This window comes from Vibrio sp. 10N.222.52.B12 (assembly GCF_002875385.1).
Taxonomy (GTDB): Bacteria; Pseudomonadota; Gammaproteobacteria; order Enterobacterales; family Vibrionaceae; genus Vibrio; species Vibrio jasicida.
In genome coordinates this window covers 17,498-41,479 of the sequence record NZ_MDAW01000120.1, presented here as the reverse complement: position 1 = coordinate 41,479, position 23,982 = coordinate 17,498, and the positions used below count along the sequence as shown (strand labels likewise).

At 44.4% G+C, this 23,982-nt stretch carries 22 protein-coding genes; 14 read left to right on the top strand and 8 right to left on the bottom strand.

What is annotated here, in order from left to right; all coding sequences use genetic code 11:
* Nucleotides 1–44: 44 nt before the first annotated feature.
* Nucleotides 45–842: an outer membrane protein OmpK gene (locus tag BCT11_RS13895; protein ID WP_038864630.1), complete on the bottom strand. Its 798-nt coding sequence runs from the start codon at nt 840–842 to the stop codon at nt 45–47.
* 323 nt (nt 843–1,165) lie between these two features.
* Here BCT11_RS13895 and BCT11_RS13885 point away from each other — a divergent pair, with 323 nt between their 5' ends.
* Genes BCT11_RS13885 through BCT11_RS13870 form a run of 4 tightly spaced genes read left to right on the top strand, consistent with a single transcriptional unit; the run spans nt 1,166 to nt 4,407 of the window.
* Nucleotides 1,166–1,762: an LON peptidase substrate-binding domain-containing protein gene (locus BCT11_RS13885; protein WP_042603805.1), complete on the top strand. Its 597-nt coding sequence runs from the start codon at nt 1,166–1,168 to the stop codon at nt 1,760–1,762.
* Nucleotides 1,759–3,117 (top strand): DUF4397 domain-containing protein, encoded by a 1,359-nt coding sequence (locus BCT11_RS13880; RefSeq protein WP_102388544.1) that lies wholly within the window; start codon nt 1,759–1,761, stop codon nt 3,115–3,117. The genes BCT11_RS13885 and BCT11_RS13880 overlap by 4 nt, the downstream gene beginning before the upstream one ends.
* A 46-nt stretch (nt 3,118–3,163) precedes the next feature.
* Entirely contained in the window at nt 3,164–3,748 is a 585-nt protein-coding gene (locus tag BCT11_RS13875; protein ID WP_038864633.1) for an RNA polymerase sigma factor, read from the top strand.
* On the top strand, nt 3,745–4,407 hold the full coding sequence (locus BCT11_RS13870; protein WP_102388543.1) for a ChrR family anti-sigma-E factor: 663 nt from the start codon (nt 3,745–3,747) through the stop codon (nt 4,405–4,407). Before BCT11_RS13875 ends, BCT11_RS13870 begins: the two co-directional genes overlap by 4 nt.
* Nucleotides 4,408–4,492: 85 nt before the next feature.
* Here the strand turns inward: BCT11_RS13870 and BCT11_RS13865 are convergent, their stop codons facing one another.
* From BCT11_RS13865 to BCT11_RS13845, 5 genes are all read right to left on the bottom strand, one after another.
* A complete protein-coding gene (locus BCT11_RS13865; RefSeq protein ID WP_102388542.1) occupies nt 4,493–7,231 on the bottom strand; it encodes a glycosyl hydrolase family 18 protein in 2,739 nt (912 codons plus the stop codon).
* A gap of 247 nt (nt 7,232–7,478) precedes the next feature.
* Complete coding sequence (locus BCT11_RS13860) at nt 7,479–8,831, bottom strand: MFS transporter (protein ID WP_102388541.1); 1,353 nt, start codon at nt 8,829–8,831, stop codon at nt 7,479–7,481.
* A gap of 71 nt (nt 8,832–8,902) precedes the next feature.
* Complete coding sequence (locus BCT11_RS13855; protein ID WP_102388540.1) at nt 8,903–9,448, bottom strand: peptidylprolyl isomerase; 546 nt, start codon at nt 9,446–9,448, stop codon at nt 8,903–8,905.
* Entirely contained in the window at nt 9,448–10,017 is a 570-nt protein-coding gene (locus BCT11_RS13850; RefSeq protein WP_102388539.1) for a YajG family lipoprotein, read from the bottom strand. Before BCT11_RS13850 ends, BCT11_RS13855 begins: the two co-directional genes overlap by 1 nt.
* Before the next feature lie 39 nt (nt 10,018–10,056).
* Nucleotides 10,057–11,214: a methyltransferase gene (locus tag BCT11_RS13845; protein ID WP_102388557.1), complete on the bottom strand. Its 1,158-nt coding sequence runs from the start codon at nt 11,212–11,214 to the stop codon at nt 10,057–10,059.
* 204 nt (nt 11,215–11,418) lie between these two features.
* Here BCT11_RS13845 and bolA point away from each other — a divergent pair, with 204 nt between their 5' ends.
* The 9 genes from bolA to nqrM all read left to right on the top strand — a co-directional run bounded on the left by bolA (nt 11,419) and on the right by nqrM (nt 19,467).
* On the top strand, nt 11,419–11,727 hold the full coding sequence (bolA, locus tag BCT11_RS13840) for a transcriptional regulator BolA (RefSeq protein WP_005427328.1): 309 nt from the start codon (nt 11,419–11,421) through the stop codon (nt 11,725–11,727).
* Nucleotides 11,728–12,198: 471 nt separating this feature from the next.
* Complete coding sequence (locus BCT11_RS13835) at nt 12,199–13,539, top strand: Na(+)-translocating NADH-quinone reductase subunit A (RefSeq protein ID WP_038864644.1); 1,341 nt, start codon at nt 12,199–12,201, stop codon at nt 13,537–13,539.
* A gap of 3 nt (nt 13,540–13,542) precedes the next feature.
* Nucleotides 13,543–14,784, top strand: coding sequence for an NADH:ubiquinone reductase (Na(+)-transporting) subunit B (locus BCT11_RS13830; protein ID WP_005436648.1), 1,242 nt, complete (start codon nt 13,543–13,545; stop codon nt 14,782–14,784).
* Nucleotides 14,774–15,559 carry a Na(+)-translocating NADH-quinone reductase subunit C gene (locus tag BCT11_RS13825; protein WP_038864645.1) on the top strand — a complete coding sequence of 262 codons (786 nt, stop codon included), beginning with the start codon at nt 14,774–14,776 and terminating at the stop codon, nt 15,557–15,559. The genes BCT11_RS13830 and BCT11_RS13825 overlap by 11 nt, the downstream gene beginning before the upstream one ends.
* Nucleotides 15,559–16,191 carry an NADH:ubiquinone reductase (Na(+)-transporting) subunit D gene (locus tag BCT11_RS13820; protein WP_005436651.1) on the top strand — a complete coding sequence of 211 codons (633 nt, stop codon included), beginning with the start codon at nt 15,559–15,561 and terminating at the stop codon, nt 16,189–16,191. Before BCT11_RS13825 ends, BCT11_RS13820 begins: the two co-directional genes overlap by 1 nt.
* 7 nt (nt 16,192–16,198) lie before the next feature.
* The gene (nqrE, locus tag BCT11_RS13815) at nt 16,199–16,795 is read left to right on the top strand and encodes an NADH:ubiquinone reductase (Na(+)-transporting) subunit E (RefSeq protein ID WP_102388538.1); all 597 of its coding nucleotides are present in this window, start codon (nt 16,199–16,201) and stop codon (nt 16,793–16,795) included.
* A gap of 33 nt (nt 16,796–16,828) precedes the next feature.
* The gene (nqrF, locus tag BCT11_RS13810; protein WP_038864647.1) at nt 16,829–18,052 is read left to right on the top strand and encodes an NADH:ubiquinone reductase (Na(+)-transporting) subunit F; all 1,224 of its coding nucleotides are present in this window, start codon (nt 16,829–16,831) and stop codon (nt 18,050–18,052) included.
* Nucleotides 18,053–18,207: 155 nt separating this feature from the next.
* Nucleotides 18,208–19,212, top strand: a complete 1,005-nt coding sequence (locus tag BCT11_RS13805; protein ID WP_045466474.1) for an FAD:protein FMN transferase — start codon at nt 18,208–18,210, stop codon at nt 19,210–19,212.
* Nucleotides 19,213–19,233: 21 nt separating this feature from the next.
* Entirely contained in the window at nt 19,234–19,467 is a 234-nt protein-coding gene (gene nqrM, locus BCT11_RS13800; protein WP_102388537.1) for a (Na+)-NQR maturation NqrM, read from the top strand.
* A gap of 69 nt (nt 19,468–19,536) precedes the next feature.
* On the opposite strand, the gene BCT11_RS13795 is transcribed toward nqrM, so the two are convergent.
* On the bottom strand, nt 19,537–20,751 hold the full coding sequence (locus tag BCT11_RS13795) for a diguanylate cyclase (protein ID WP_102388536.1): 1,215 nt from the start codon (nt 20,749–20,751) through the stop codon (nt 19,537–19,539).
* A 197-nt stretch (nt 20,752–20,948) separates the two neighbouring features.
* Here BCT11_RS13795 and dinB point away from each other — a divergent pair, with 197 nt between their 5' ends.
* Nucleotides 20,949–21,977, top strand: a complete 1,029-nt coding sequence (gene dinB, locus BCT11_RS13790; RefSeq protein ID WP_042603798.1) for a DNA polymerase IV — start codon at nt 20,949–20,951, stop codon at nt 21,975–21,977.
* On the opposite strand, the gene BCT11_RS13785 is transcribed toward dinB, so the two are convergent.
* On the bottom strand, nt 21,974–23,899 hold the full coding sequence (locus BCT11_RS13785) for a RecQ family ATP-dependent DNA helicase (protein ID WP_039976943.1): 1,926 nt from the start codon (nt 23,897–23,899) through the stop codon (nt 21,974–21,976). The two genes, dinB and BCT11_RS13785, sit on opposite strands and share 4 nt — an antisense overlap.
* Between the last annotated feature and the right edge of the window lie 83 nt (nt 23,900–23,982).

Here is a 23,982-nt window from a genome sequence, read left to right as displayed (position 1 = left end):
AATGGCGCCAAGAGGCGCCATTTTTGGGGAACTTATCGGTTCTATTAGAACTTGTAAGTTACAGCGAAGTAGTGACCGAAGCCAGTTGTTTTACCAGCTAGACCGTCATCTTTAAGACCGTACACGTCTTTGTAGCCTTTTAGACCGTAACCAACTGCGAAGCGATCTGAGTGCCAGTAGATACCGTTGAACATAGCACCACCGTTAGTAGTGTTAAGCGCACCGAAATCGTCATCCATACCAAATTGGTAATCGATGTAACCTTGGTAAGAAATGAATGAACCGTTCTCGAAGAAGTAGAATGGTTTGAACCAGTTAGTCGAGATTTGGAAGCCGTTCCAGTCTTTTTTGTTTGAATCGTAAGTACCGTAAAGGTTAAGACCGATTTTACCGAACCAAGGAACCATCACGTCAGAACCAAGACCCACTTTTTGAGTGTTCACGCCACCGTTTGAACCATCCCACTCCATAAGAGTAGCTACGTATAGCTCTTGAACTGGACCGAAAGATAGGTCTTTACCAGTTAGGCCATCTAGAGACATACGTGGAGCAAACTTCATGAAGATTTTTGAGTCTGCGTCAGCTTTGTCGCTGCCTGGATCAGAAGTTAGGTTGAATACATCAACGTAACCGTAAAGATCGAAGATACCAGAGCGGCCGCCGAATTCCATTTCTAGGTAGTCGTGCGTTGATTCGCCAGGTAGTTCATCAACAGCAGCCATAAGGTTGAATTGCATCCACTTGTAATCGTTCTTGTGGATGTCGCCGTCTGAGTAGTCAGCAGCCATAACTGGAGCTGAAGTAGCCGCTAGAAGGCTAAGAGCTAAAAGTGATTTACGCATAAGGGGACTCTCTATGTTTGTAATGATTCAGAACACGCAATCTGTGCCGCGCTTTCCAATTGGCGGGAATAATAGCGATAAAAATCTCAAATGAAAGTGATAAAGGATGCAAAAATGAAGGTTTTTAGTGAGGCTTGTCACGAAATTCATTTATTTCACGGAACTTTTTGGTTGTTGCATTAGTTTGCAATAAATATGTGACGAGTGTCGTTTGCGTAAACGTTTTTATGACTTTTTAAGCCAGTCGATTAACCAACATAAATCGTTAGTGATCTGACTAATAGTCCGTTCGTATGAGTGTGGGAACCAAAGAGGACGTTTGAATGAAAGAAGTCATGTTATTCCCATTAACCTCAGTAGTTTTACCGGAAGGCAAAATGAATCTGCGTATTTTTGAGCCACGTTACACAAGAATGGTAAAAGAATGCAGCCTCCAAAACGTGGGTTTTGGTGTTTGTCTTGTCGGTAGTGAGGGGGACCCTAAAGCGGTGGGAAATGTGTCATCCATCGGAACTTTGGTCACCATCGTTGATTTTGAAACACTCAGTGATGGGCTTCTTGGTATCACCGTAGTCGGTGAAAAACGGTTTACGGTTAAGCGAATTAGAGCAGACTCAGATGGTTTGCGTCATGCAGAGGTTGAGTGGTTAGACAACTGGCAGCAGCCTTTGTCGTCACCAGACTTCATTTTCCTTAGCCATCAACTCGCTCACGTGTACGAGCAGTTTCCTCAACTAGGGACACTTTACCAACATCGTTTTTATGATGACCCATCGTGGGTAGTGCAAAGATGGCTCGAGCTATTGCCATTGGACAGCGCTCTATTTGAACGATTGGTGAGTGCAGAGGACTGTCTTCCGGCACTCGATTTTCTTAATGATGCCATCGAAGCCCCACCTCAAAGAGAGACAAGGATATGAAAGGACTAACCAAAACTGCAGTAACGCTGGTTGCTGTGCTAGGGATTGCTGCCTGCGGCTCAGATAGCGACTCGATAGAATATTCAAACCTTCAAGCAGTACATGCTTCCGCTGACGCGCCGTTGGCTAACGTTTGGATAAATGATGGAGCGGCATTAACTGGCGTAGACTACGGCGTCGGGTCGGGATACGTGAAGTTACCTGAGGGCAGTAACTCTGTTCAAGTTGATGTACAGCTTCCAGGCGCTGAAACGGTAACTGTCGTACCGAAAACTTCATTAGATCTCGACTCGGACCTAAACTATACAGCATTTGTCGTGGGTGACGCTTCAGGAACACCAAATCCTGTTGAACCTTTAATTGTTACTCGTAGCGCGACTTCGATGGCGGATGCTAACAGCTTAGATGTTCAGGTGGTACATGCCGCTTCTGGCGTCCCAGCTGTAGACCTTTATGTTACTGCACCCGGTGCAGCCTTGGCAGATTCATCACCGATTACTAATCTCGCTTATAAAGCGTCAACGGATGTGCTGAATATTCCTGCAGGCGATTACCAAGTGAGATTGGCCGTGGGTGACACAGTAGCGTTTGATTCGGGAACCATTCCTCTCCCAGCCAATGCTAATTTGACCATTGCTGCTATTAAGACTGGTGATTCAAATAGCACCTCTCCGGTGAAGTTAGTGGTATTAGATGGTTCTGGCTCTTCTATACTTGAAGATATGGGAAGCCAAGCCGAAGTGCGAGTAGGGCACTTAGTTGACGGTGCTCCGGTTGTAGACGTCCACGTTGATGGTGCTGCGTTTGCTCCGCTTGCGGATTTGGAGTTTAAACGGATTCGAGGGTACTTGGACCTTGCGCCAAAAGCTTATGATATTGATGTGTTTGTCGATGGCACAACGACGGATCCAATTATCGATGTTGACGGTTTAGAAGTGAAAGGCGGTATGGATTATAGCGTTTATGCAGTTGGTGTTGTCACTCCTGCAATTGCAATAGAACCACTGGTCGTTGAAGACATGCGTCGTGCAGTTGCAACCAGCGCAACCTTGAACGTAACGCATGCTGCTGCGAATCCTGTGGCTGAAATGGTCGATATTTATCTCACTTCTAGCGCGGGAATCGAAGGAAGTGATCCAGCAATAGCTAATTTTGCGTATAAAGAAAGTGTACAAGGCGTATACGTGATGGAAGGGTCTTATTTTGTGACGGTGACGGTTGCCGGTGACCCATCTACAGTAGCCATAGATTCTGCACCCGTAACGGTAAAGAATGGCGTCGTATACCAAGTAGTCGCTATCGATGATGGCAACAATGGTGGCTTCAACCTAATCGTTGATGACATCACAGACTAAGGACGAAGGGGGAGGAGGGCACTCCTCCCAATGATTAAGGCCGATTATGATGAGTGAAAGCCCGCAGAAACTTGGGCGTAGCGATTGGAATGAATACATGGACAAGGTGAAGGCGCGGGATAAAAATGCGTTCGAATTTGTCTTTCGTTTTTATGCGCCTAAGTTGAAACAGTTCGCCTACAAGCATGTTGGAAACGAGCAAGTTGCTTTGGAGATGGTACAAGAGACCATGGCAACCGTTTGGCAGAAAGCTCATTTGTACGATGGTACAAAGAGTGCGTTATCCACATGGATTTACACCATAATTCGTAATCTCTGTTTTGATTTGCTGAGAAAGCAGAAAGGCAAAGACTTACATATTCATTCTGACGACATTTGGCCTTCAGATTATTACCCGCCTGATTTGGTTGACCATTACTCACCAGAGCAAGATATGCTCAAAGATCAGGTAGTCAAATTTTTAGACATACTGCCGAAAAACCAAAGAGAAGTACTCCAAGCGGTGTACCTTCAAGAACTGCCGCACCAACAGGTCGCTGAATTGTTCGACATACCTTTGGGTACTGTGAAATCTCGATTGAGGTTAGCGGTAGAAAAACTGAGGCATTCGATGCATACGGAGCAATTATGAACAAACATCCAGATAACAATTTGTTAGAGGCGTACGCTTCGGGAAGCATTGATGCAGTTTCTGGTTTGGTGGTTGCCACTCACCTAGAAACCTGTTCAAAATGTCGGGCGTATGTAAACCAGTTAGAAGCAGCGCAGGCCGACGTAGTAATAGAAAGCTCGGTGATGGAATATGACGTCGAATTTGACAGTATGTTCAATGACATCATCACCGCTGTGCCAAAATCAGACAGCATTATCATAAAAGATGTTGCGAGAGTTGCCGTGGCTGGTAAAGATTTTAAGTTGCCGAAAACGCTGAGTCGTTTTTCTGATCTAGTTGGTGAATGGAAGAGTTACGGTGGTAAAGTCTACAGCGCACAGATTGATTTGGGCGAAGATGCACGTGTCAATCTTATGTACATAAGTGAAGACGTGAGAATTCCTCAGCATACACACAAAGGGCAAGAGTCAACGTTGGTTTTGCACGGTGGATTTAGTGATGAAGATGGTTACTACGAAGTGGGTGATGTACTTGTCAGAGATGCGTCTGTTAAACACAGCCCATTTACTAAAGCAGGTGAAGACTGTTTATGTTTAACCGTACTCACCGAGCCGATGATATTTACACAAGGCGTAGCAAGAATCTTTAACTTGTTTGGTAAAGGCATGTACCCATAGCTGTGTACATGGCAATTACGAGATAAGCGCTTGGGCAATCCAAGCGCTTTTTTAATTGAAACTATTGCTTAATATATAGGAGGGACTACTTCACTTTCCACCCGTTGTAAGCATCTGCTCCTGGCTCAGCGCCAAATGCTGGCGCCCATGCTGCATACCATGTTTTACCATTATGAGTTACTTCGGCACCGGAACCATAGCTCATGCTTGAATTCCAAGCGGGGGCTGCTTGACCCGGTAATCGTTTCATTGTCCAAGATGTATCAGTACCTGGTTGTGCGGTTGTATACCAGTTAGCAATGTATTCATAACCGTTGAACATTACAGTGTCCCCGGCAGTGTATACTTTACCCGCTACCCATGTTGTTTGTTCTGCGTCCTCAATCACAAGTGTTTGTTCAATCTGTCCAGTTGCACCTAAGTTGTCTGTCACTTCGAGAGATACGTGGTAGTTACCCACTTGTGTCGGGGTGAACTTGGCTTCAGGTTTATCTGCATTTAATACTGTCACCGAGTTGCCTTCAAAAGACACTGACCATGCATGAGCAACAATCGAACCATCGTCAGATGACTTTTTCGCATCCAACGTAATAGTATTGCGTACTACCTTTTCTCCTAGGGCATCAAAGACAGCTTGGGGAGCGATATTTTCTGCAACACTTGGACTGATAGTAACTTGAACTTCACTTTTGTCCGATGCAAAACCATCGCTGACTTCGAGCGCGAATTTCAATACTTGTTCTTGATTTGAAAGTGTTGTTGTCGCGATCTTTGTAATGTTTTTGCGTTTACCTGTTCCCAGTTCAACGGGTTCGCCTTCGAGTTGAGTCCATTTATACGTTAGAGCATCACCATCGTTGTCATAAGAGTCACGGCCCAATAGGTTAAAGACAGCACCATGCTCGACACTTCGTTTATTCGACTTAGCAATAGAGATTGGAGCGGAGTTTTCACCCTCTAAAAGATAAACAACAGTATCTTCAGAAACATGACCTTCTGTATCTGTTACTGTTAGCTTGAACGTCAGGTTTACTCCTCTCAAATCTGGTTTTGCTCCATCCTTAAACTTGAATTGAGCATTTGCTGTACGGCCTTTAATTAGTTGAACCATGGATTTTTCAACGCCAGTGAACTTACCTTTTGACCATTTATACGTCAGTTCGCCAGCTTTACTCGTTGATTTACTACCATCTAGGCTGTAACGAGTGTTTAAATCAAGCTGAGTGGTCACATCAGTGCCCGCATTAGCTTGAGTGACAACACCAATGTCTTCTGCTTGATTGGTTAGACGGTTACATTCCTCTTGAGTTGCGACATTTTCACCACACTGGAAGATAATGTTTTGCATATCAATCAATTCTTTACCGGCAACAACCGATTGACCGAGACCTTCACGTGCCGCATTCAGTAAAAGACCATCACCATAGTCTGCCATCCAAGTGAAAATCCCCCCAAGGCCACGTTCTTTTGCATATTGTGCTTTTGCATACACCGTTCTTGGAGTGTCCAGTGACATAAACAAGCCGTTATCTGCGTTGTAAATGAAATCAGCATTAGCGATTTTATCGGTATACAATTTATATGCAGGGTCTTTAAACTGAATACCACTTTGCTCAGTGACATCCATCATATTTGCCGATAAGTCGTACCATTCACTCGTGCCATTTTCATAAGAGCCAGGAACTTCTGTAGCATCTTTATCGTAGGAGCCTGATAGCGGAGAATAGGAATCTAAAACCGCATTTTTACCATTACGTGAGTAGGCTGCATAACCAATATGGATGACGCTTGCATCAATACCAAGAACATCGATCATATAATCAATAGAAGCTTCAGAGGAGTAGCCATCTGACTTGTAAGTAAGTAGGTTTGTATGGTGTGCAATCTCTTCAGCCCAACCCGTTCCAAAAAAGTCATAAGTCATTAGGTGAATGATATCTACGCCATTTTCCGTCAATATTTTTAGGTTAGAAGCGTCAAGTTTGGTTTTAGGTGCTCCGGCGGCAATGGCAATCTTAACGGTTTGTTTGTTAGCTGAATCCAGTGCTGAGCGTAATTCTTGAATAAGTAGTGCGTAGTTATCACCATCTGAGGGATCTGCACCGTTTGCTTCTGCACCACCACCACCAGGATATTCCCAGTCGATATCAACTTGACTAAAAAAAGAATAGTTACGAACAATTTGCACAACGCTATCGACAAAAATTTTACGTGCTGCTGGATCTTTTGCCATGCGAGAGAAAGGCTCTGATAAAGACCATCCGCCAATACTAAATGCAACTTGTAGATTAGGGTTCTCTGCTTTTGCTTTTTTAGCATAGCCAAGAACACCTGCTACACGATTTTCACCTTGATACCAGCGCTGAGCAAGGGAAGGAATTGTTTCCCAATGCGGGTTTCCTGCTGCTGCTTGGTCTGCTGAAGTCAGCGCCCCTCCGGCGGTAGTGGCGATATCAGCCCATAAGTCGGTGCTGATTACTTCGTGTTCTTTTGCTCCAGCTGCAGGACAGATGTTTTTAAGCGACTCAACGGCACTGGTAATCGCAGGATCACCAATTTCTGTACCACACAGACCGAAAAATGACAAAATGATCTTATCGTACCCATGAGCGACATTACCGATATTGAATTTTCTATCATATTGCCCCCAGTTAGATACATATGCAGAAACCTGTGGGTTTGAGGCTGTATTTTTCTCATATGTATTTTGTACGTAGTTTGTGCTTTGTAAGTTTGGCTTACGTCCAAGCTCTGGTGCTTGTGTTGCATTAGCGCTGAAAGCAAGCCCTGCTAAAATGGATAAGGTCAATTTGTTGATATTCATATTTAACTCCCTTAGATGAAATAAAAACGGCAGCGTCAAGAACGTACTAGCCGTCGACAGGGAGTAAACTACATACAGAAATGAGAGTAAGTAAGAAAGCTTGCGGAGTTGAGTAGGGTAATTCTTACCTTGAATTTCATTGGGTTAGAATCACAGGTGTAGTGAGAAGTATACATGGTGGGGCAGCAATTGTGTGTGACTGCCCCAAAAATTGAAGAGTTAAGGTAAGTGTTTCTTAGAAAGCTCTCTAATCGCGTAAGCGTGCTTTTTCCAACAAGTCAGTAAAGTAGTGTCTGAGTGAATAAAGCATGATCAAACTAGGCACAACCATCAATGCGGTTAGTATGAAGAAAGTCGTCCAATCATTGAGATAATCCACCAGTTCCCCGCTGAAAGAGGCGAGGGTAGTGCGACCAAAGTTGCCAAGAGATGCAAGCAAGGCGTATTGAGTTGCCGAGAAGGCTTGTCCGGTTAAGATAGTCAAGAAGGACACAAATGCAACGGTCGAGAATGCCGTTGTAAAGTTGTCGACAATGATCGTTGCCAAGTAAAGATGTTCGTTTGGACCCACTTTCGCAATCCAAGCAAACATCAGGTTGCTTGCTGCCATTGCGATACCACCTATCATTAAGCCGCGTACGATACCAAACTTCACATTAAACATACTGCCGACAAAGGTGAACAACATGGTTGCGCCCCAACCAATCAATTTGGAGTAATAGCCAATTTGTTCATTGCTAAATCCAATTTCTTTGTAGAAGGCAATCGACATTCGACCTAAGAAAGCTTCACCAATCTTAAATAAGAAAACAAACAGCAATAGCGTGATAGCGACGCGAACACCATTTCGGTTAAAGAAGTCTAAGAAGGGCTCTACAACCGTTACGGTAAACCAAGCTACTACTTTAGAACCCACCACTTCTTTATGGCGTTGCTCAGCTTCAGATTGAAGTTGCTCTCGTTGGGTTTTCGGTTCACCGACCAACAGCGTAAAAATCATCAGTAAAATGACAATAAACGCCATTCCGTAGTAGACACCATTCCAACCGATACTGTCTGCATTGATAAAGGCTAGATACCCAGGGAGTGAGTAACCCGTCCACCAACCAATCACCGCCATAGCAGAAGCTTGTGGCAGTTTAGATTCTTCTGTTTTTGGGAAGGTATCGATGCGGAAAGCATCAATAGCAATATCTTGTGTCGCAGAAGCGGTCGCAATGCAGAGTGCTAGTAATGATGCCAACACAAGATTCTCGGCAGGGTTTACACCGGCAATAAACAGCGTCGCTACTAACACGATACTTTGGCAAAGGAATATCCAGCTTCGACGTTGCCCAAGCAAACGATGCAAAATGGGCAGTTTAAGTCGGTCTACCAGAGGTGCCCACATAAAATTGATCGCGTAAACCGCGAACACGCTACCAAAGTAACCGATAGCAGAGAGCGTCAGGCCCGCATCCTTTAGCCAGCCAGACATATTAGATCCGATAAGGACCCAAGGGAAACCACTGGAACAACCCAGCATGAAAACCCAAAGTAGGCGTTTATCGAGGTAACTTTTTACCGTTTCCAACCAAGTGATGGAAGGTAATGAAGACATAAATCAATCCGTTAAAATAGAGCCACTAAAAGAGAAAGCCCTTCGAATATTCAAAGGGCTTATGGTTTTGGCTACTTGAGTAGAGTTGCTTTGGTAATGACGATTTGCGTCTCTGGGACATCGCGCATGCGACCGATAGACTTGGTTGGCTGCTTCGCCATATTCTTAATGACGTCAAAACCTTCCGTCACTTCTCCAAATACCGCATAACCAGGTGGGCGAGCACCATAGTTTAAGAAGTCATTGTCGACGAGGTTAATAAAGAACTGACGTGTTGCAGAATCAGGTGCGTTTGTACGAGCCATAGCGATCGTTGCTCGGTCGTTGTTCAAACCGTTGTTACCCTCGTTCTTGATTGGCGCGTAAGTTTTTTGCATCTGCATGTCTTGGTTGAAGCCGCCACCTTGCGCCATAAAACCAGGGATAACACGGTGGAAAATGGTACCTTCGTAACTGCCATCTTCCACGTATTTAAGGAAGTTAGCGACAGTAATAGGTGCTTTCTCTTCATTAAGCTCAACAGTAAAGTTACCTAGTGTTGTTTCAAACGCCACTTTAGGGCCTGCGAAAACACTGCAACTTAATAGTGCCAAAGAAAGAATCGCTTTGCGTAACATTAGAATCGCTCCTGCATGTATTGACGAAGCTCAGGATCGTTTGCGATTTCCTTCAGAGTTAAAGCCACGACATCATTCAATGTTTGTTCAATGTCTGAGTCTGAAGCGCTAAGTGTGCCTGAGCGTTTAGCTGTACCAGTATAGGTCTTAACTAGCTTGCCTTGCGGAGTTTCTGCGGTGATTTCAAGAATCACTTTCGCGTCCATCTCGTTTTCCATCACAGAATGTTTAACGTTGACTAGCGCTTCTTGTACTTCTAATTGAATAGAATTATCGCTGTTTAAATCCGAGTGAAAACCTTGAGAAGAGAACTGTTTCTCTAGCGCCTCTTCTAGCGAAATACGTAGGTTTTGCTTGGCATGGATTGGCAGAATGTTAGAGCGTCCGTTATCGACAAGTGCAACGTATTGCGCTGCACGAACGTCTTTACTGGTTAAGCTGTACGTCTTACCTTGCACGATCGGGTTAGTGCTTAGTGACGATTCAGCCTGTAGGTTCAGTTGTGGTTGTTGTGGCGCTGAACATGCAGCAAGCAAGGCAACCGAAGCCGCGAGTACCAGTTTTCTCATTTTATTATTCCTTTTAAACATGTTGCTAAAGTCAGGACTTTATTGCTTTGCGCCTAATTTAGCAGGATCTTTTGTTGCCTGTAAAATCACGAACTTACTGTTAGAAGCGACTAGTTTCACATTTTTATCGCCAAACAGACGTTTTAGCTTCGCATCGTAACCAAGGTGACGGTTACCTATGACTAGTAATTTGCCACCTTTGTTCAAAATTTGTTTAGAGTCGCAGAACATCTGCCAAGCGATATGGTCGGTTACCGCTTGTTGTTGGTGGAATGGCGGGTTACACATCACCATGTCAGCACTATCAGGGTTAAAACCATCCAAACAGTTATTTGTAATGCATTGAATGTCGTAAGGTTCGCCTAGGTTATCAACTAAGTTTTGTTTAGCTGACTCGATAGCCATAAAGCTTTCATCCACACTCGTTAGGCGGGCTTGAGGGTTTAATTGGCCCATTTTTACTGATAGCACACCGTTGCCACAGCCGAGGTCTATGATGTGTTTCAACGTTGGATCTTGAGGTAGGTGTTGAAGCATAAAACGTGCACCTAAGTCCAGACTTTCGCCTGAGTAAACATTTGGTAGGTTTTTCAGTTGAATGTTTTCTCCATCTACTCCCCAAACGGTCATCGGATCGACTTCTATGACTGGCAGTGCATTAGCATTAGAAAACACCAAACGATGTTTTTTCCACGCGAGAGACGTTTTTGTCTCACCTAAGTGTTTTTCAAACAATTTAAGTGTTGAAGTGTGAATCTCTTTTGCTTTGTTGACGGCAATAATTGGGCAAGAGTCAGGTAGCGTTTTACGTAGTTGACTTAATAACCAAACTAGGTGGCGATTACTTTTTGGCAATTGCATCAAGACCAAGTCTGTATTCTCAGGGATATCGTCCATCGTAGTGAGAAAGGCGACTGGCTTACATTGGTTATCTTCGAGGTTTTGCTGTGCACCCTTGTGTGAGATGAAGGAGTCACTCATGAGGGTGACATTGTGATTGTCCGAAAACCAACATGCCAAAGCGCCGAAGCTATCGTTAATAACAACAATGTTTTGGTTATCTGGTATTGCTAACTCTTCCACGTGATTGATGAGGTACTCATCCCCCGCATCCCATGCTTGAAGAGTCTCGTTAGAGCGCTTAGGGAAACGATGAAGCGATAGGCTTCTCTCGTGAAGATTCAGTTCGGTTTTCATAGCTAAACGTAAGTCAATTTGGAAATAAGTGATTATTGTCGCAAATGATGAGAGCTCAAGATACAAAAAGCTGTCAAATTTACTGATTTTCACAGGCTTTTGCTAAATCATTGCACATTGAAAGAGAGGGGAATATGAGTTCGCTTATTTAATTTGCCAATCGAGAGTATATACTTAGCGAATTGGCATCGATGAGGATGAAATATGATCCAAGAAATCATAGAAAAGAAACTGCATAGTGAGTTGCAACCTAATTATTTGAAAGTGATCAATGAGAGTTACATGCACAACGTTCCACCGGGTTCAGAAAGTCACTTTAAAGTGATAGTGGTCAGTGATGCATTCGCTGGTCAGCGCCTCATTGGGCGTCACCGTCAAGTACACACTGTACTGGCTGATGAACTTGATAATCACATTCACGCATTGGCGATTCACACCTACACCAATGAAGAATGGAAACAAGAGCAAGACGGTGCGCCAGATAGTCCGATGTGTATGGGTGGCGGTCGTTAGAGTGTGATTAAAACACTGATTTAGAAAGATGGTTTCGACCATCTTTTTTTGTTTTACATCTTTACGGGATTAAAATGTGGCACAAATAAAGGTTAAAAAATGTGTTAACAGTGTTTCAACAAATGAATGAAAATTAACGCATGTTTCAAAGCGTGAATGTTTTATTTCCTTAGCAGATGCAAGGGATTTGGCATTTGTGCGATGGGTCAAAGTTATGACTATTCTTTAACCTTTTACACTCGATTCTACCGAAATAAACCCTCCTTTCCTAAGATTGGTCATGGCATCAAGTTCCTAAAAAATGCTAGACTACCGCACCTGATAAATCTCGCCTAATATTTGTGACGAGATAATTAATAGGATGTTGCGATTTTGATGTTTTAAACAACATCGAAACCGGACACTGATGTCGTGTCTAAAAGTTACGCAATCAAAAGAATCTTTTTCCCGATAAAAGTAGTGCAAGTGCGTATGATTACAATAAAGAAGGGCTTGGATCTTCCTATCGCAGGAACTCCATCCCAGGTGATTAATGATGGTAAGACCATCAAAAAAGTCGCCTTGCTTGGCGAAGAGTACGTTGGCATGCGTCCTACCATGCATGTCCGCGTTGGTGATGAAGTGAAAAAAGCGCAAGTTCTTTTTGAAGACAAAAAGAACCCTGGCGTTAAGTTCACAGCACCAGCAGCCGGTAAAGTGATCGAAGTTAACCGTGGCGCTAAGCGTGTTCTTCAATCTGTAGTGATTGAAGTGGCAGGCGAAGAGCAGGTAACATTTGATAAGTTCGAAGCAGCTCAACTAGCAAATCTAGATCGTGAAGCGATCAAGACTCAACTGGTTGATTCTGGCCTTTGGACCGCTTTACGTACTCGTCCGTTTAGCAAGGTTCCAGCAATCGATTCAAATTCTAAGGCTATCTTTGTAACTGCAATGGATACTAATCCACTAGCAGCTCAGCCTGAGTTGATCATTAATGAACAACAAGAAGCATTCGTTGCAGGTCTAGACATTCTTTCAGCCCTGACAGAAGACAAGGTTTACGTATGTAAATCTGGCACTAGTTTGCCACGCTCTTCTCAGTCTAACGTAGAAGAACACGTCTTCGATGGCCCTCACCCAGCAGGTCTTGCTGGCACCCACATGCATTTCCTATACCCAGTAAATGCACAAAACGTGGCTTGGAGCATCAACTACCAAGACGTTATTGCGTTCGGTAAGTTATTCCTTACTGGTGAACTATACACAGATCGTGTTGTATCTCTTGCTGGTCCTGTAGTGAATAACCCACGTCTTCTTCGTACTGTTGTAGGTGCTTCTCTTGAAGACCTAACTGACAGCGAATTGATGCCAGGTGAAGTTCGTGTGATTTCAGGCTCTGTACTTTCAGGTACTCACGCGTCTGGTCCACATGCTTACCTTGGTCGTTACCATCAGCAGGTTTCTGTCCTCCGTGAAGGTCGTGAGAAAGAACTGTTTGGCTGGGCTGTTCCTGGTAAAAACAAATTCTCAATCACGAAATCTTTCCTTGGTCACATCTTTAAAGGTCAGTTGTTCAACATGACAACAACGACTAACGGTAGTGATCGTGCAATGGTTCCAATTGGCAACTACGAACGTGTAATGCCACTTGATATGGAACCTACTTTGCTGCTTCGTGATCTATGTGCAGGCGATACTGACAGTGCTCAAACACTGGGTGCGCTTGAACTGGATGAAGAAGATCTAGCATTGTGCACCTTTGTATGTCCTGGTAAATACGAGTACGGTCTGCTACTTCGTGAATGCCTAGATACCATTGTGAAGGAAGGGTAATCCATGCTTAAGAAATTCATAGAGGATATCGAGCATCATTTTGAACCAGGCGGCAAACACGAAAAATGGTTTGCACTGTACGAAGCAGCGGCAACGCTTTTCTACACGCCAGGTCTAGTAACAAAACGTAGCTCGCACGTCCGTGATAGCGTTGACTTAAAACGTATCATGATCATGGTTTGGTTCGCGGTATTCCCAGCAATGTTCTGGGGTATGTACAACGCGGGTGGCCAAGCTATCGCAGCACTTAACCACATGTACGCTGGTGATCAACTAGCGACAGTTATCTCTGGTAACTGGCACTACTGGCTAACAGAAATGCTTGGCGGCACCATAGGTGCTGAAGCAGGTGTTGGCAGTAAAATGCTACTAGGTGCGACTTACTTCCTACCAATCTACGCAACAGTATTTATTGTTGGTGGTTTCTGGGAAGTGCTTTTCTGTATGGTGCGTAAGCACGAAGTTAACGAAGGTTTCTTTGTAACTTCTATTCTATTCGCACTTATCGTTCCACCAACGCTACCTCTATGGCAAGCGGCACTGGGTATCACATTTGGTGTTGTTGTAGCTAAAGAGATCTTCGGTGGTACTGGTCGTAACTTCCTTAACCCTGCACTTGCAGGCCGTGCGTTCCTATTCTTCGCTTACCCAGCTCAAATCTCGGGTGACGTAGTATGGACAGCAGCTGACGGCTTCTCTGGTGCAACTGCTCTTAGCCAATGGGCTCACGGCGGTAGCGGCGCGTTGATCAACAACATCACTGGCGCTCCTATCACTTGGATGGATGCTTTCATCGGTAACATCCCAGGTTCAATTGGTGAAGTATCGACTCTAGCTCTAATGATCGGCGCAGCGATGATCGTATACATGCGAATCGCTTCATGGCGCATCATTGCGGGTGTAATGATCGGTATGATTGCAGTGTCTACGTTGTTCAACGTGATTGGCTCTGACACCAACCCAATGTTCAACATGCCTTGGCACTGGCACCTAGTTCTAGGTGGTTTTGCATTCGGTATGTTCTTCATGGCGACGGACCCAGTATCAGCTTCATTTACCAACGGTGGTAAGTGGTGGTACGGCATCCTTATCGGTGCAATGTGTGTGATGATCCGTGTAGTTAACCCAGCATACCCAGAAGGTATGATGCTGGCGATTCTATTCGCGAACCTATTCGCACCTCTGTTCGACCATGTAGTTATCGAGAAGAACATCAAGCGGAGACTAGCACGCTATGGCAAGTAATAACGACAGCATTAAAAAGACGCTGGGTGTTGTTATCGGGTTGAGCCTTGTTTGTTCAATCATCGTATCAACAGCGGCAGTAGGCCTGCGTGATAAGCAAAAAGCTAACGCTGTCCTAGATAAGCAATCAAAGATTGTAGAAGTTGCTGGCATTGAAGCTGACGGTAAAAAAGTACCTGAGCTATTTGCTGAGTACATTGAACCTCGTCTAGTTGACTTCAAAACAGGTGACTTTGTCGAGACTGCAGAAGACGGTTCTACAGCAGCTAACTATGACCAACGTAAAGCAGCGAAAGATCCAGCAGAGTCTATCAAGCTAACAGCTGATGAAGACAAAGCTAAGATCCTACGTCGTGCTAATACAGGTATCGTTTACCTAGTGAAAAGCGGTGATGAAGTATCTAAAGTTATCATCCCTGTTCACGGTACAGGTCTTTGGTCAATGATGTACGCATTCGTTGCGGTTGAAACTGACGGTGACACTGTGTCTGGTATCACTTACTACGAGCAAGGTGAAACTCCTGGACTTGGTGGTGAAGTAGAGAACCCAGCATGGCGTGCTCAATTCGTTGGCAAGAAACTATTCGACGAGAACCACAAACCAGCAATCAAGATTGTTAAAGGTGGTGCTCCAGAAGGTTCTGAACACGGCGTTGACGGCCTATCTGGTGCGACACTAACTGGTAACGGTGTTCAAGGTACATTCGACTTCTGGTTAGGTGACATGGGCTTTGGTCCATTCCTAGCAAAAGTTCGTGACGGAGGTCTGAACTAATGTCTAGCGCACAAAACATTAAAAAGAGCATTATGGCGCCGGTGTTGGATAACAACCCGATCGCGTTGCAGGTTCTTGGTGTATGTTCTGCTCTTGCAGTAACAACTAAACTAGAAACAGCATTTGTAATGACACTAGCGGTAACATTCGTAACCGCATTGTCGAACTTCTCTGTTTCTTTAATCCGTAACCACATTCCTAACAGTGTGCGTATCATCGTTCAAATGGCGATCATCGCATCTTTAGTAATCGTGGTAGACCAAGTGCTTAAAGCATACCTATACGATATCTCTAAACAGCTATCTGTATTCGTAGGTCTGATCATTACGAACTGTATCGTAATGGGTCGTGCTGAAGCATTCGCGATGAAGTCTGCGCCAATCCCATCTCTAATTGATGGTATCGGTAACGGTCTTGGTTACGGTTTCGTTCTTATCACTGTTGGTTTCTTCCGCGAGCTGTTTGGCTCAGGCAAACTATTTGGCCTAGAAGTACTACCTCTAGTGAGCAACGGTGGTTGGTACCAGCCAAACGGCCTGATGCTACTTGCACCATCAGCATTCTTCTTAATCGGTTTCATGATCTGGGCTATCCGCATTATCAGACCTGAACAAATCGAAGCGAAGGAGTAAGGACGTCATGGAACATTACATCAGTCTGCTAGTTAAATCGATTTTCATCGAAAACATGGCACTGTCTTTCTTCCTAGGTATGTGTACTTTCCTTGCCGTATCTAAGAAAGTTAAGACCTCTTTTGGTCTGGGTGTTGCAGTAGTGGTAGTACTTACTATCGCGGTTCCTGTGAACAACCTAGTTTACAACCTAGTTCTAAAAGAGAACGCGTTAGTTGAGGGCGTAGACCTTAGCTTCCTAAACTTCATCACCTTTATCGGTGTAATTGCGGCACTTGTACAGATTCTAGAGATGGTTCTTGACCGTTTCTTCCCACCTTTGTACAACGCGCTTGGCATCTTCCTACCGCTGATCACAGTAAACTGTGCGATCTTCGGTGGTGTATCTTTCATGGTACAACGTGACTACAACTTTGCTGAATCTGTTGTTTACGGCTTCGGTTCTGGTTTGGGCTGGATGCTAGCAATCGTTGCTCTTGCAGGTATCCGTGAGAAGATGAAGTATTCAGACGTACCTCCTGGTCTACGTGGTCTTGGTATCACGTTCATCACTGTAGGTCTGATGGCGTTAGGCTTCATGTCTTTCTCTGGTGTTCAACTGTAAGTCGGGTAAACCGCATTAATTAAGGAATAGTCAATGGACATTATTCTTGGTGTAGTGATGTTTACTCTGATCGTACTTGCGCTAGTACTAGTGATTCTTTTCGCTAAGTCTAAGCTTGTACCAACAGGTGACATTACAATTTCTGTGAACGATGACCCTTCACTGGCGATCGTTACACAACCAGGTGGTAAGCTACTATCTGCGTTAGCTGGTGCTGGCGTATTCGTATCTTCTGCTTGTGGTGGCGGTGGCTCATGTGGTCAGTGTCGCGTAAAAGTTAAATCAGGTGGTGGCGACATCCTACCTACCGAGCTTGACCATATTACTAAAGGTGAAGCACGTGAAGGTGAGCGTCTAGCGTGTCAAGTTGCAATGAAAACTGACATGGACATCGAGCTTCCTGAAGAAATCTTCGGTGTTAAGAAGTGGGAATGTTCAGTTATCTCTAACGATAACAAAGCAACATTCATCAAAGAGCTTAAGCTACAAATCCCAGATGGCGAATCAGTACCTTTCCGTGCTGGTGGTTACATCCAGATTGAAGCGCCAGCTCACCACGTTAAATACGCTGACTTCGATGTACCTGAAGAGTACCGTGGTGATTGGGATAAATTTAACCTGTTCCGCTACGAGTCTAAGGTAAACGAAGAAACGATCCGTGCGTACTCTATGGCTAACTACCCAGAAGAACACGGTATCATCATGCTTAACGTTCGTATCGCGACTCCGCCGCCGAACAACCCAGACGTACCACCTGGTATCATGTCATCGTTCATCTGGTCTCTAAAAGAAGGCGACAAGTGTACGATTTCTGGTCCATTCGGTGAGTTCTTCGCGAAAGACACTGACGCTGAAATGGTATTCGTTGGTGGTGGTGCAGGTATGGCTCCAATGCGTTCTCATATCTTCGACCAGCTAAAACGTCTGCACTCTAAGCGTAAGATGTCATTCTGGTATGGTGCACGTTCTAAGCGTGAAATGTTCTACGTAGAAGACTTTGATGGCCTAGCGGCTGACAACGATAACTTCGTATGGCACTGTGCTCTGTCTGACCCTATGCCAGAAGATAACTGGGATGGTTACACTGGCTTCATTCACAACGTTCTTTACGAGAACTATCTACGTGATCACGAAGCACCAGAAGATTGTGAATACTACATGTGTGGTCCACCTATGATGAACGCTGCTGTAATCGGCATGCTAAAAGATCTAGGTGTAGAGGATGAAAACATCCTACTAGATGACTTCGGTGGTTAATCCCTCTAAGTGATTGAATCTATGGCTAGCTCTCTAAGAGCTAGCCATTCTTTTTTGTAAAATACAAAATGATATTCAACAGTTGCTATAGGAAATCGGTTTATCTCAAGAGAACCCATTTTCCATATCAATTTAACAACAATAGGAGTAAACAAGTGAGTAAATGGCTTGTTGCATTCGCTTCTCTATTGGTTTTAGCTGGCTGTGACCAACCAGCAGATCAAATTCATCTAAGTGGCCCAACAATGGGTACGACTTATAACATCAAATACATCGAGCAAGATGGTTTACCAAAACCAGATGTCTTGCAGGCAGAGATTGATCGCTTACTTGAAGAAGTGAACGATCAAATGTCGACATACCGTGAAGATTCAGAGCTGAGTCGATTTAATCAGCATCAAACCAGTGAACCGTTTGAAGTCTCGCCACAAACCGCTACGGTAGTGAAAGAAGCGATTCGTCTTAACGGTCTTACTTTAGGGGCACTTGATGTAACGGTAGGACCATTGGTTAATCTTTGGGGGTTTGGCCCTGAAGCGCGCCCTGATGTGGTGCCTTCAGATGAAGAACTGGCGGCACGCAAAGCGAATACTGGCATTCATCATCTTTCCGTTGAAGGTAACAAGATGTCAAAAGACATCCCGAACCTATACGTGGACCTATCGACTATTGCGAAAGGTTGGGGGGTGGATGTAGTAGCCGATTACTTGCACTCTCAAGGCATTCACAACTATATGGTGGAAGTTGGTGGTGAGATGCGCTTGAAAGGCCTTAACCGCGAAGGTGTGCCATGGCGCATCGCGATTGAAAAGCCAACTATTGATGAGCGCTCAATCCAAGAAATTATTGAGCCTGGTGATATGGCAATTGCAACAAGCGGTGACTATCGTAATTACTTTGAGAGCAATGGTGTGCGATACTCTCATATCATCAATCCTCAAACAGGCAAACCTATTCATCATAAGGTAGTGTCTGTAACGGTACTGGATAAGTCGTCGATGACAGCTGATGGCCTTGCTACTGGTATTATGGTGCTAGGTGAAGACAAAGGCATGGAAATCGCGAATGAAAATAACATCCCAGTTTTCATGATTGTGAAAACGGACGATGGTTTTAAAGAACTGGCTTCGGAAGCATACAAGCCGTTCATGAAGAAATAACAACTTAGTGAGCATGTCCCAATGAGTACATTTCTAATTACTTTTGCTGTCTTTGTTGCGGTGATTGCCGCGATGGCAGTTGGCTACATCTTCCAGAAGAAGGTAGTGAAAGGCAGTTGTGGTGGTCTTGGTGCGGTAGGCATCGAGAAGGTATGTAACTGTCCTGAACCATGTGATGCACGTAAAAAGCGTGAAGCTCGTGAAGCACTACGTGTTGAAAAACTTGCTGCATGGGAAAAAGATCGCATTGCTTAATATGTGAATCCTAGACAGAAAAACCCAGCTTCGCGCTGGGTTTTATTTTTTCTGAGCAGTGAATGTTCGTTACTGGTAAATGGTCTGATTTCGGCCATTCCCTTTTGCTTGATACAGCCGGTCGTCCGCTACCTTAATCTGTTGGTCAAGGTTGCCGTCGATGTTTGATACTCCAACGCTAATCGTTACTTGAATACTCTCGTCCTGATAAGGTACGGGTGTTTTCTCTACACGTTGACGCATTTGTTCCAGTCGATTGACGAATTCATCATAACTGCCACAAGATTGTATACAGAACTCTTCACCACCAAAGCGTGCAATCACGTCTTCTGGGAAATAGATCTTCAGGATATTCGCTACCATCACCAAGGCTGCATCCCCCCCGTCGTGCCCGTAATTATCATTCACCTTTTTGAAGAAATCGATATCTAGCATCGCGATGTTGCGCTGTTCACACCCGCAACAAGCTTGACCAAACAAAAATCGACGATTCCATAAGCCAGTTAATGAATCTTGGTTGGCCATCCGGAACAATTCGGTAGTCGCTTCTTTCATGTCTAAGATTTGATGGACGCGACAGAAAAATTCTTCTTGGTTGAAGGGTTTATATAAAAAGTCGTTAGCGCCAGCCTTCAGAAAGCGTGCGGTCATGGTGTGGTCGTCACTGCCAGAGATGCCTAGGATAGCCAGTTGGTTTTTATCCAGCTTTTGGCGCAGTTCTCGGATCATAGTGATGCCGTCTTTTACCGGCATGTCATGATCTGTCAAAACTAAGGTGATGTCGGGATTTTGCTCAATGAGCTCAATGGCTTTTTGTCCATTTTCGGCTTGAAGCGTTTGAATGTATTGATGTTCTAATAGCTGAACAACATGGTGACGAACGGTCATCGAATCATCAACAACCAAACATTTGTGGTGCTGGTTATTGGTCAAGCGCTTAAGCAATGGCAGAAGATAAGAGACAGATGCCATGCTGTCTTTCAGGATGTAGTCCAATACACCTTTTGCCAACATTTGCTCTCGAATATCTTCCTGAAACATGGCTGTCAGCACAATGACCTTATGCTTACAAGCAAGGAGGAGGTCGATGATCTCTCCATCCTGTGCGTCCGGCAAACAATAGTCGAGAATGGCACATAATAAGTCATGTTCATTCATCAAAAAGGATTTAGCTTCTTCAAAACTCTCTACGGCAAGCACTTCATAACCAGCCTGGCTTAAGATTTGATGCAAATAGTTTCTGAAGGCGCGACTGTCTTCGACAACCAGTATTTTCTTACTCAAAGAAGTGTCCCTACTTTTAGTGTTACTTGCATCAATAATAACGAAATGTGAATACAGTGCTATCAATAATTCAGATTATTGACTCCAAATAACACTATTTTCAAAGCGGCTATTTATGGCTATACTGTTTTTTTAAACAGTGTTTGTTTTGTGTGTAGATCGTGCTTGAAAGAATAAGAAAAATAATTCACGTTGATATGGATTGTTTCTATGCTGCCGTTGAGATGCGCGATAACCCAAATTATCGGGGAGTCGCCCTTGCGGTTGGTGGGCATGAAAAGCAGAGAGGCGTTATCAGCACGTGCAATTACGAAGCACGTAAGTTTGGTGTACGCAGTGCAATGCCAACCGCAAGAGCATTACAACTATGTCCGAACCTGCTTGTGGTTCCGGGGCGCATGCACGTGTATAAACAAGTTTCTCAGCAGATTCGTGCCATCTTTGAGCGTTACACGCAAATCATCGAGCCTCTCTCTTTAGACGAAGCTTATCTCGATGTCACGGACTCATCAGCATGTCGAGGCTCTGCAACTTTAATTGCCGAATCGATTCGCCACGATATACATGTTGAACTGGGATTGACCGCATCAGCGGGCATCGCACCGATTAAGTTTCTTGCCAAAGTAGCCTCTGACATGAATAAGCCAAACGGTCAGTTTGTGATCCCGCCGGATAAAGTTCAGGAGGTGGTGGACAAACTTCCACTCGAAAAAATTCCTGGAGTAGGCAAAGTCAGTTTGGAGAAACTTCATCAAGCTGGGTTCTACTTATGTGAAGATATTAAAAACAGTGACTATCGTGAACTGCTGCGTCAGTTCGGGCGTCAAGGTGCTTCGTTATGGAAACGCAGTCACGGTATTGACGATCGTGAAGTAGTGGTAGAGCGTGAACGTAAATCAGTTGGTGTTGAGCGTACGTTTAGCGAGAACATCTCGACTTACGATGAATGCTGGAAAGTAATAGAAGAAAAACTCTACCCAGAATTAGAAAAACGGCTAGAGAAAGCCAATCCAGATAAATCGATCATCAAGCAAGGCATCAAGCTCAAGTTTGCTGACTTTCAGCTTACGACGATTGAGCACATTCATCCCCAGTTGGAACTAGAGGATTTCAAGGTGCTGCTGCGTGATATTCTTAAGCGCCAAAATGGTCGAGAAATTCGTTTACTGGGCTTGAGTGTGATGCTCAAGCCCGAAGCACAAGCTCGTCAATTGAGCTTTTTCTAGGATCGAGCGATTTCCACTTGTTTCAATACTTGCTCGAAAGAGACATTCGCCATTGCTCCATAACCTTGCAGTTTGCTCGCTTTTAACTGAGTGATAAGTGGCGTACTAATGCCACATAAAAAGCGAGAAACCGCTGCATTACTGACGGCGGTAGGTGATAGTTGGATGAATTCGTTAATCCATGCTGATAGGTGAGTGAGTTCAGGTATTTCATTTTGAGAGCTTGGAAACGTAGCGACGTGCCCGCGACATACTGAGCAGTGACCACATTGCGTCGGTGCATTGTGATCAGCGAAGTAATGGGCCAGTTGATGACTCAAGCAATCGTCAGATTGGAATAAATTCAGCATGGTATGGATACGTTCAATATCCTTGCGTTCTTTGGATTGAAATAATTCAACCAAATGCTGAGCGAGTCCGTCTTGGCTTTGAGTTTCTGGAAGGACAGAATACACATCTGTTAGTTGTTTGCTTTCCAGCTCAATCCAGCCGTTTTGATGGAAGTAATCCAAAGCCGCAACCACTCGACTTCTCTCCGATTGGTAATGCATCCACAGCGCTTCCAAATCAACCTGACACCAAACTTTGGCCCTTGTCGAACAGGTAAAAATAGCCTCAATAAACTGGCGACGTTCACCGTGAAATTGGTTGAGAATGAATTGCTGATCTTGCAAAAACTTGAAGCGATATTCAGCAAAATAACTGTATTTTGCGGTAATAACTTGGGCGAGTTCCAAATAAACTAGCAGTGTCTTTAATGGCAATTGACGAATGTTACTGTCTCGAGATAAACGCAAAGCCATTACTTCCCATTGAGGAGCATGCTCGCGAATTTGCTCCAACACATAATGAATTGAGCTCGGTTCTGGGGTATCACCAAACACAAAGTTTTCTAGGACGGTTAAGCCCGAAGTATTCCCAAGTAAAATGCATTCTGAACGCTCGCCATCACGCCCTGCACGTCCAATTTCTTGCGCGTAGTTCTCGATTGACTTAGGTAAGTCAAAGTGAATTACTCGGCGAATGTCGGATTTATCGACTCCCATACCAAACGCGATGGTCGCGACAATGCAGTCAATTTGTGACGCCATAAATTGATGTTGAATCTGTTCGCGGATTTCGCTTTTCATGCCAGCGTGGTAAGCATGTGCATTGACGCCTAAATGGATCAAAGACTTTGCCACTTGCTCGGCGGTTTGCTGCTGTGTCACGTAGACGATGGTCGGAAGTTTTGGTGCAGCCGTAATAAGATCGCCAAGTTGAGTGGGCTTATTCGCTTCTTCACAAGGAATAACGGAGATATTAAGGTTAGGGCGATAAAAGCCAGTCACTGTAATGTGTTCACTCGCGATATTGAACTTCTTCTGCATATCTTCAATAACCGCAGGGGTTGCAGTGGCGGTTAACAATAGAGATTGTTTGATGTTGAGGTCTTGCTGATATTGCGGAAGTTTGAGGTAATCAGGGCGGAAGTTGTGGCCCCATTCAGAGATACAGTGCGCTTCATCGACCACCATTAAAGAGATAGGAATTTGACGAATAAACTCTCGAAAGCGCTCGTTCTTCAAGCGTTCAACCGAGATCATCAAGATTTTAATCTTGCCACTTTTTACGCCCGCCATTACTTGTTGAGTTTCTTCGCGACTTTGGCTGCTGTCCACTGATGCCGCAGGAATCCCTCGACTTTGTAAAAAGCTTAATTGGTCTTTCATTAAAGCCAAAAGCGGCGAGATCACTAACGTTAGATTGGGTAGCAAAGTCGCGGGCAGTTGGTAACACAGTGATTTACCTGAGCCAGTCGGAAAGATTGCGGCAGCGGAATGACCACTCATCACAGCTTCAATGACGGGTTGCTGTCCTGATCGTAAAGAATCAAAACCAAACACAGACTGAAGTGTTTGCTGAAGTGGGTCACTTTGCATAATAGGGAAACCTCTATTTGATGGTAAACTGTCGCAGAAAACGATTCTTTAAATTACCACATTCTAAATGCTTAATGCGCGCC

What these genes read in the sequence shown, in the direction of transcription:
- BCT11_RS13870 (WP_102388543.1), top strand. Translation starts at nt 3,745, where the DNA reads ATGAACAAACATCCAGATAACAATTTGTTAGAGGCGTACGCTTCGGGA.
- BCT11_RS13895 (WP_038864630.1), bottom strand. Translation starts at nt 842, where the DNA reads ATGCGTAAATCACTTTTAGCTCTTAGCCTTCTAGCGGCTACTTCAGCT.
- bolA (WP_005427328.1), top strand. Translation starts at nt 11,419, where the DNA reads ATGATCCAAGAAATCATAGAAAAGAAACTGCATAGTGAGTTGCAACCT.
- BCT11_RS13865 (WP_102388542.1), bottom strand. Translation starts at nt 7,231, where the DNA reads ATGAATATCAACAAATTGACCTTATCCATTTTAGCAGGGCTTGCTTTC.
- BCT11_RS13855 (WP_102388540.1), bottom strand. Translation starts at nt 9,448, where the DNA reads ATGTTACGCAAAGCGATTCTTTCTTTGGCACTATTAAGTTGCAGTGTT.
- BCT11_RS13875 (WP_038864633.1), top strand. Translation starts at nt 3,164, where the DNA reads ATGATGAGTGAAAGCCCGCAGAAACTTGGGCGTAGCGATTGGAATGAA.
- nqrE (WP_102388538.1), top strand. Translation starts at nt 16,199, where the DNA reads ATGGAACATTACATCAGTCTGCTAGTTAAATCGATTTTCATCGAAAAC.
- BCT11_RS13845 (WP_102388557.1), bottom strand. Translation starts at nt 11,214, where the DNA reads ATGAAAACCGAACTGAATCTTCACGAGAGAAGCCTATCGCTTCATCGT.
- nqrF (WP_038864647.1), top strand. Translation starts at nt 16,829, where the DNA reads ATGGACATTATTCTTGGTGTAGTGATGTTTACTCTGATCGTACTTGCG.
- BCT11_RS13885 (WP_042603805.1), top strand. Translation starts at nt 1,166, where the DNA reads ATGAAAGAAGTCATGTTATTCCCATTAACCTCAGTAGTTTTACCGGAA.
- BCT11_RS13850 (WP_102388539.1), bottom strand. Translation starts at nt 10,017, where the DNA reads ATGAGAAAACTGGTACTCGCGGCTTCGGTTGCCTTGCTTGCTGCATGT.
- BCT11_RS13830 (WP_005436648.1), top strand. Translation starts at nt 13,543, where the DNA reads ATGCTTAAGAAATTCATAGAGGATATCGAGCATCATTTTGAACCAGGC.
- BCT11_RS13835 (WP_038864644.1), top strand. Translation starts at nt 12,199, where the DNA reads ATGATTACAATAAAGAAGGGCTTGGATCTTCCTATCGCAGGAACTCCA.
- nqrM (WP_102388537.1), top strand. Translation starts at nt 19,234, where the DNA reads ATGAGTACATTTCTAATTACTTTTGCTGTCTTTGTTGCGGTGATTGCC.
- BCT11_RS13820 (WP_005436651.1), top strand. Translation starts at nt 15,559, where the DNA reads ATGTCTAGCGCACAAAACATTAAAAAGAGCATTATGGCGCCGGTGTTG.
- BCT11_RS13785 (WP_039976943.1), bottom strand. Translation starts at nt 23,899, where the DNA reads ATGCAAAGTGACCCACTTCAGCAAACACTTCAGTCTGTGTTTGGTTTT.
- BCT11_RS13825 (WP_038864645.1), top strand. Translation starts at nt 14,774, where the DNA reads ATGGCAAGTAATAACGACAGCATTAAAAAGACGCTGGGTGTTGTTATC.
- BCT11_RS13860 (WP_102388541.1), bottom strand. Translation starts at nt 8,831, where the DNA reads ATGTCTTCATTACCTTCCATCACTTGGTTGGAAACGGTAAAAAGTTAC.
- BCT11_RS13880 (WP_102388544.1), top strand. Translation starts at nt 1,759, where the DNA reads ATGAAAGGACTAACCAAAACTGCAGTAACGCTGGTTGCTGTGCTAGGG.
- dinB (WP_042603798.1), top strand. Translation starts at nt 20,949, where the DNA reads ATGGATTGTTTCTATGCTGCCGTTGAGATGCGCGATAACCCAAATTAT.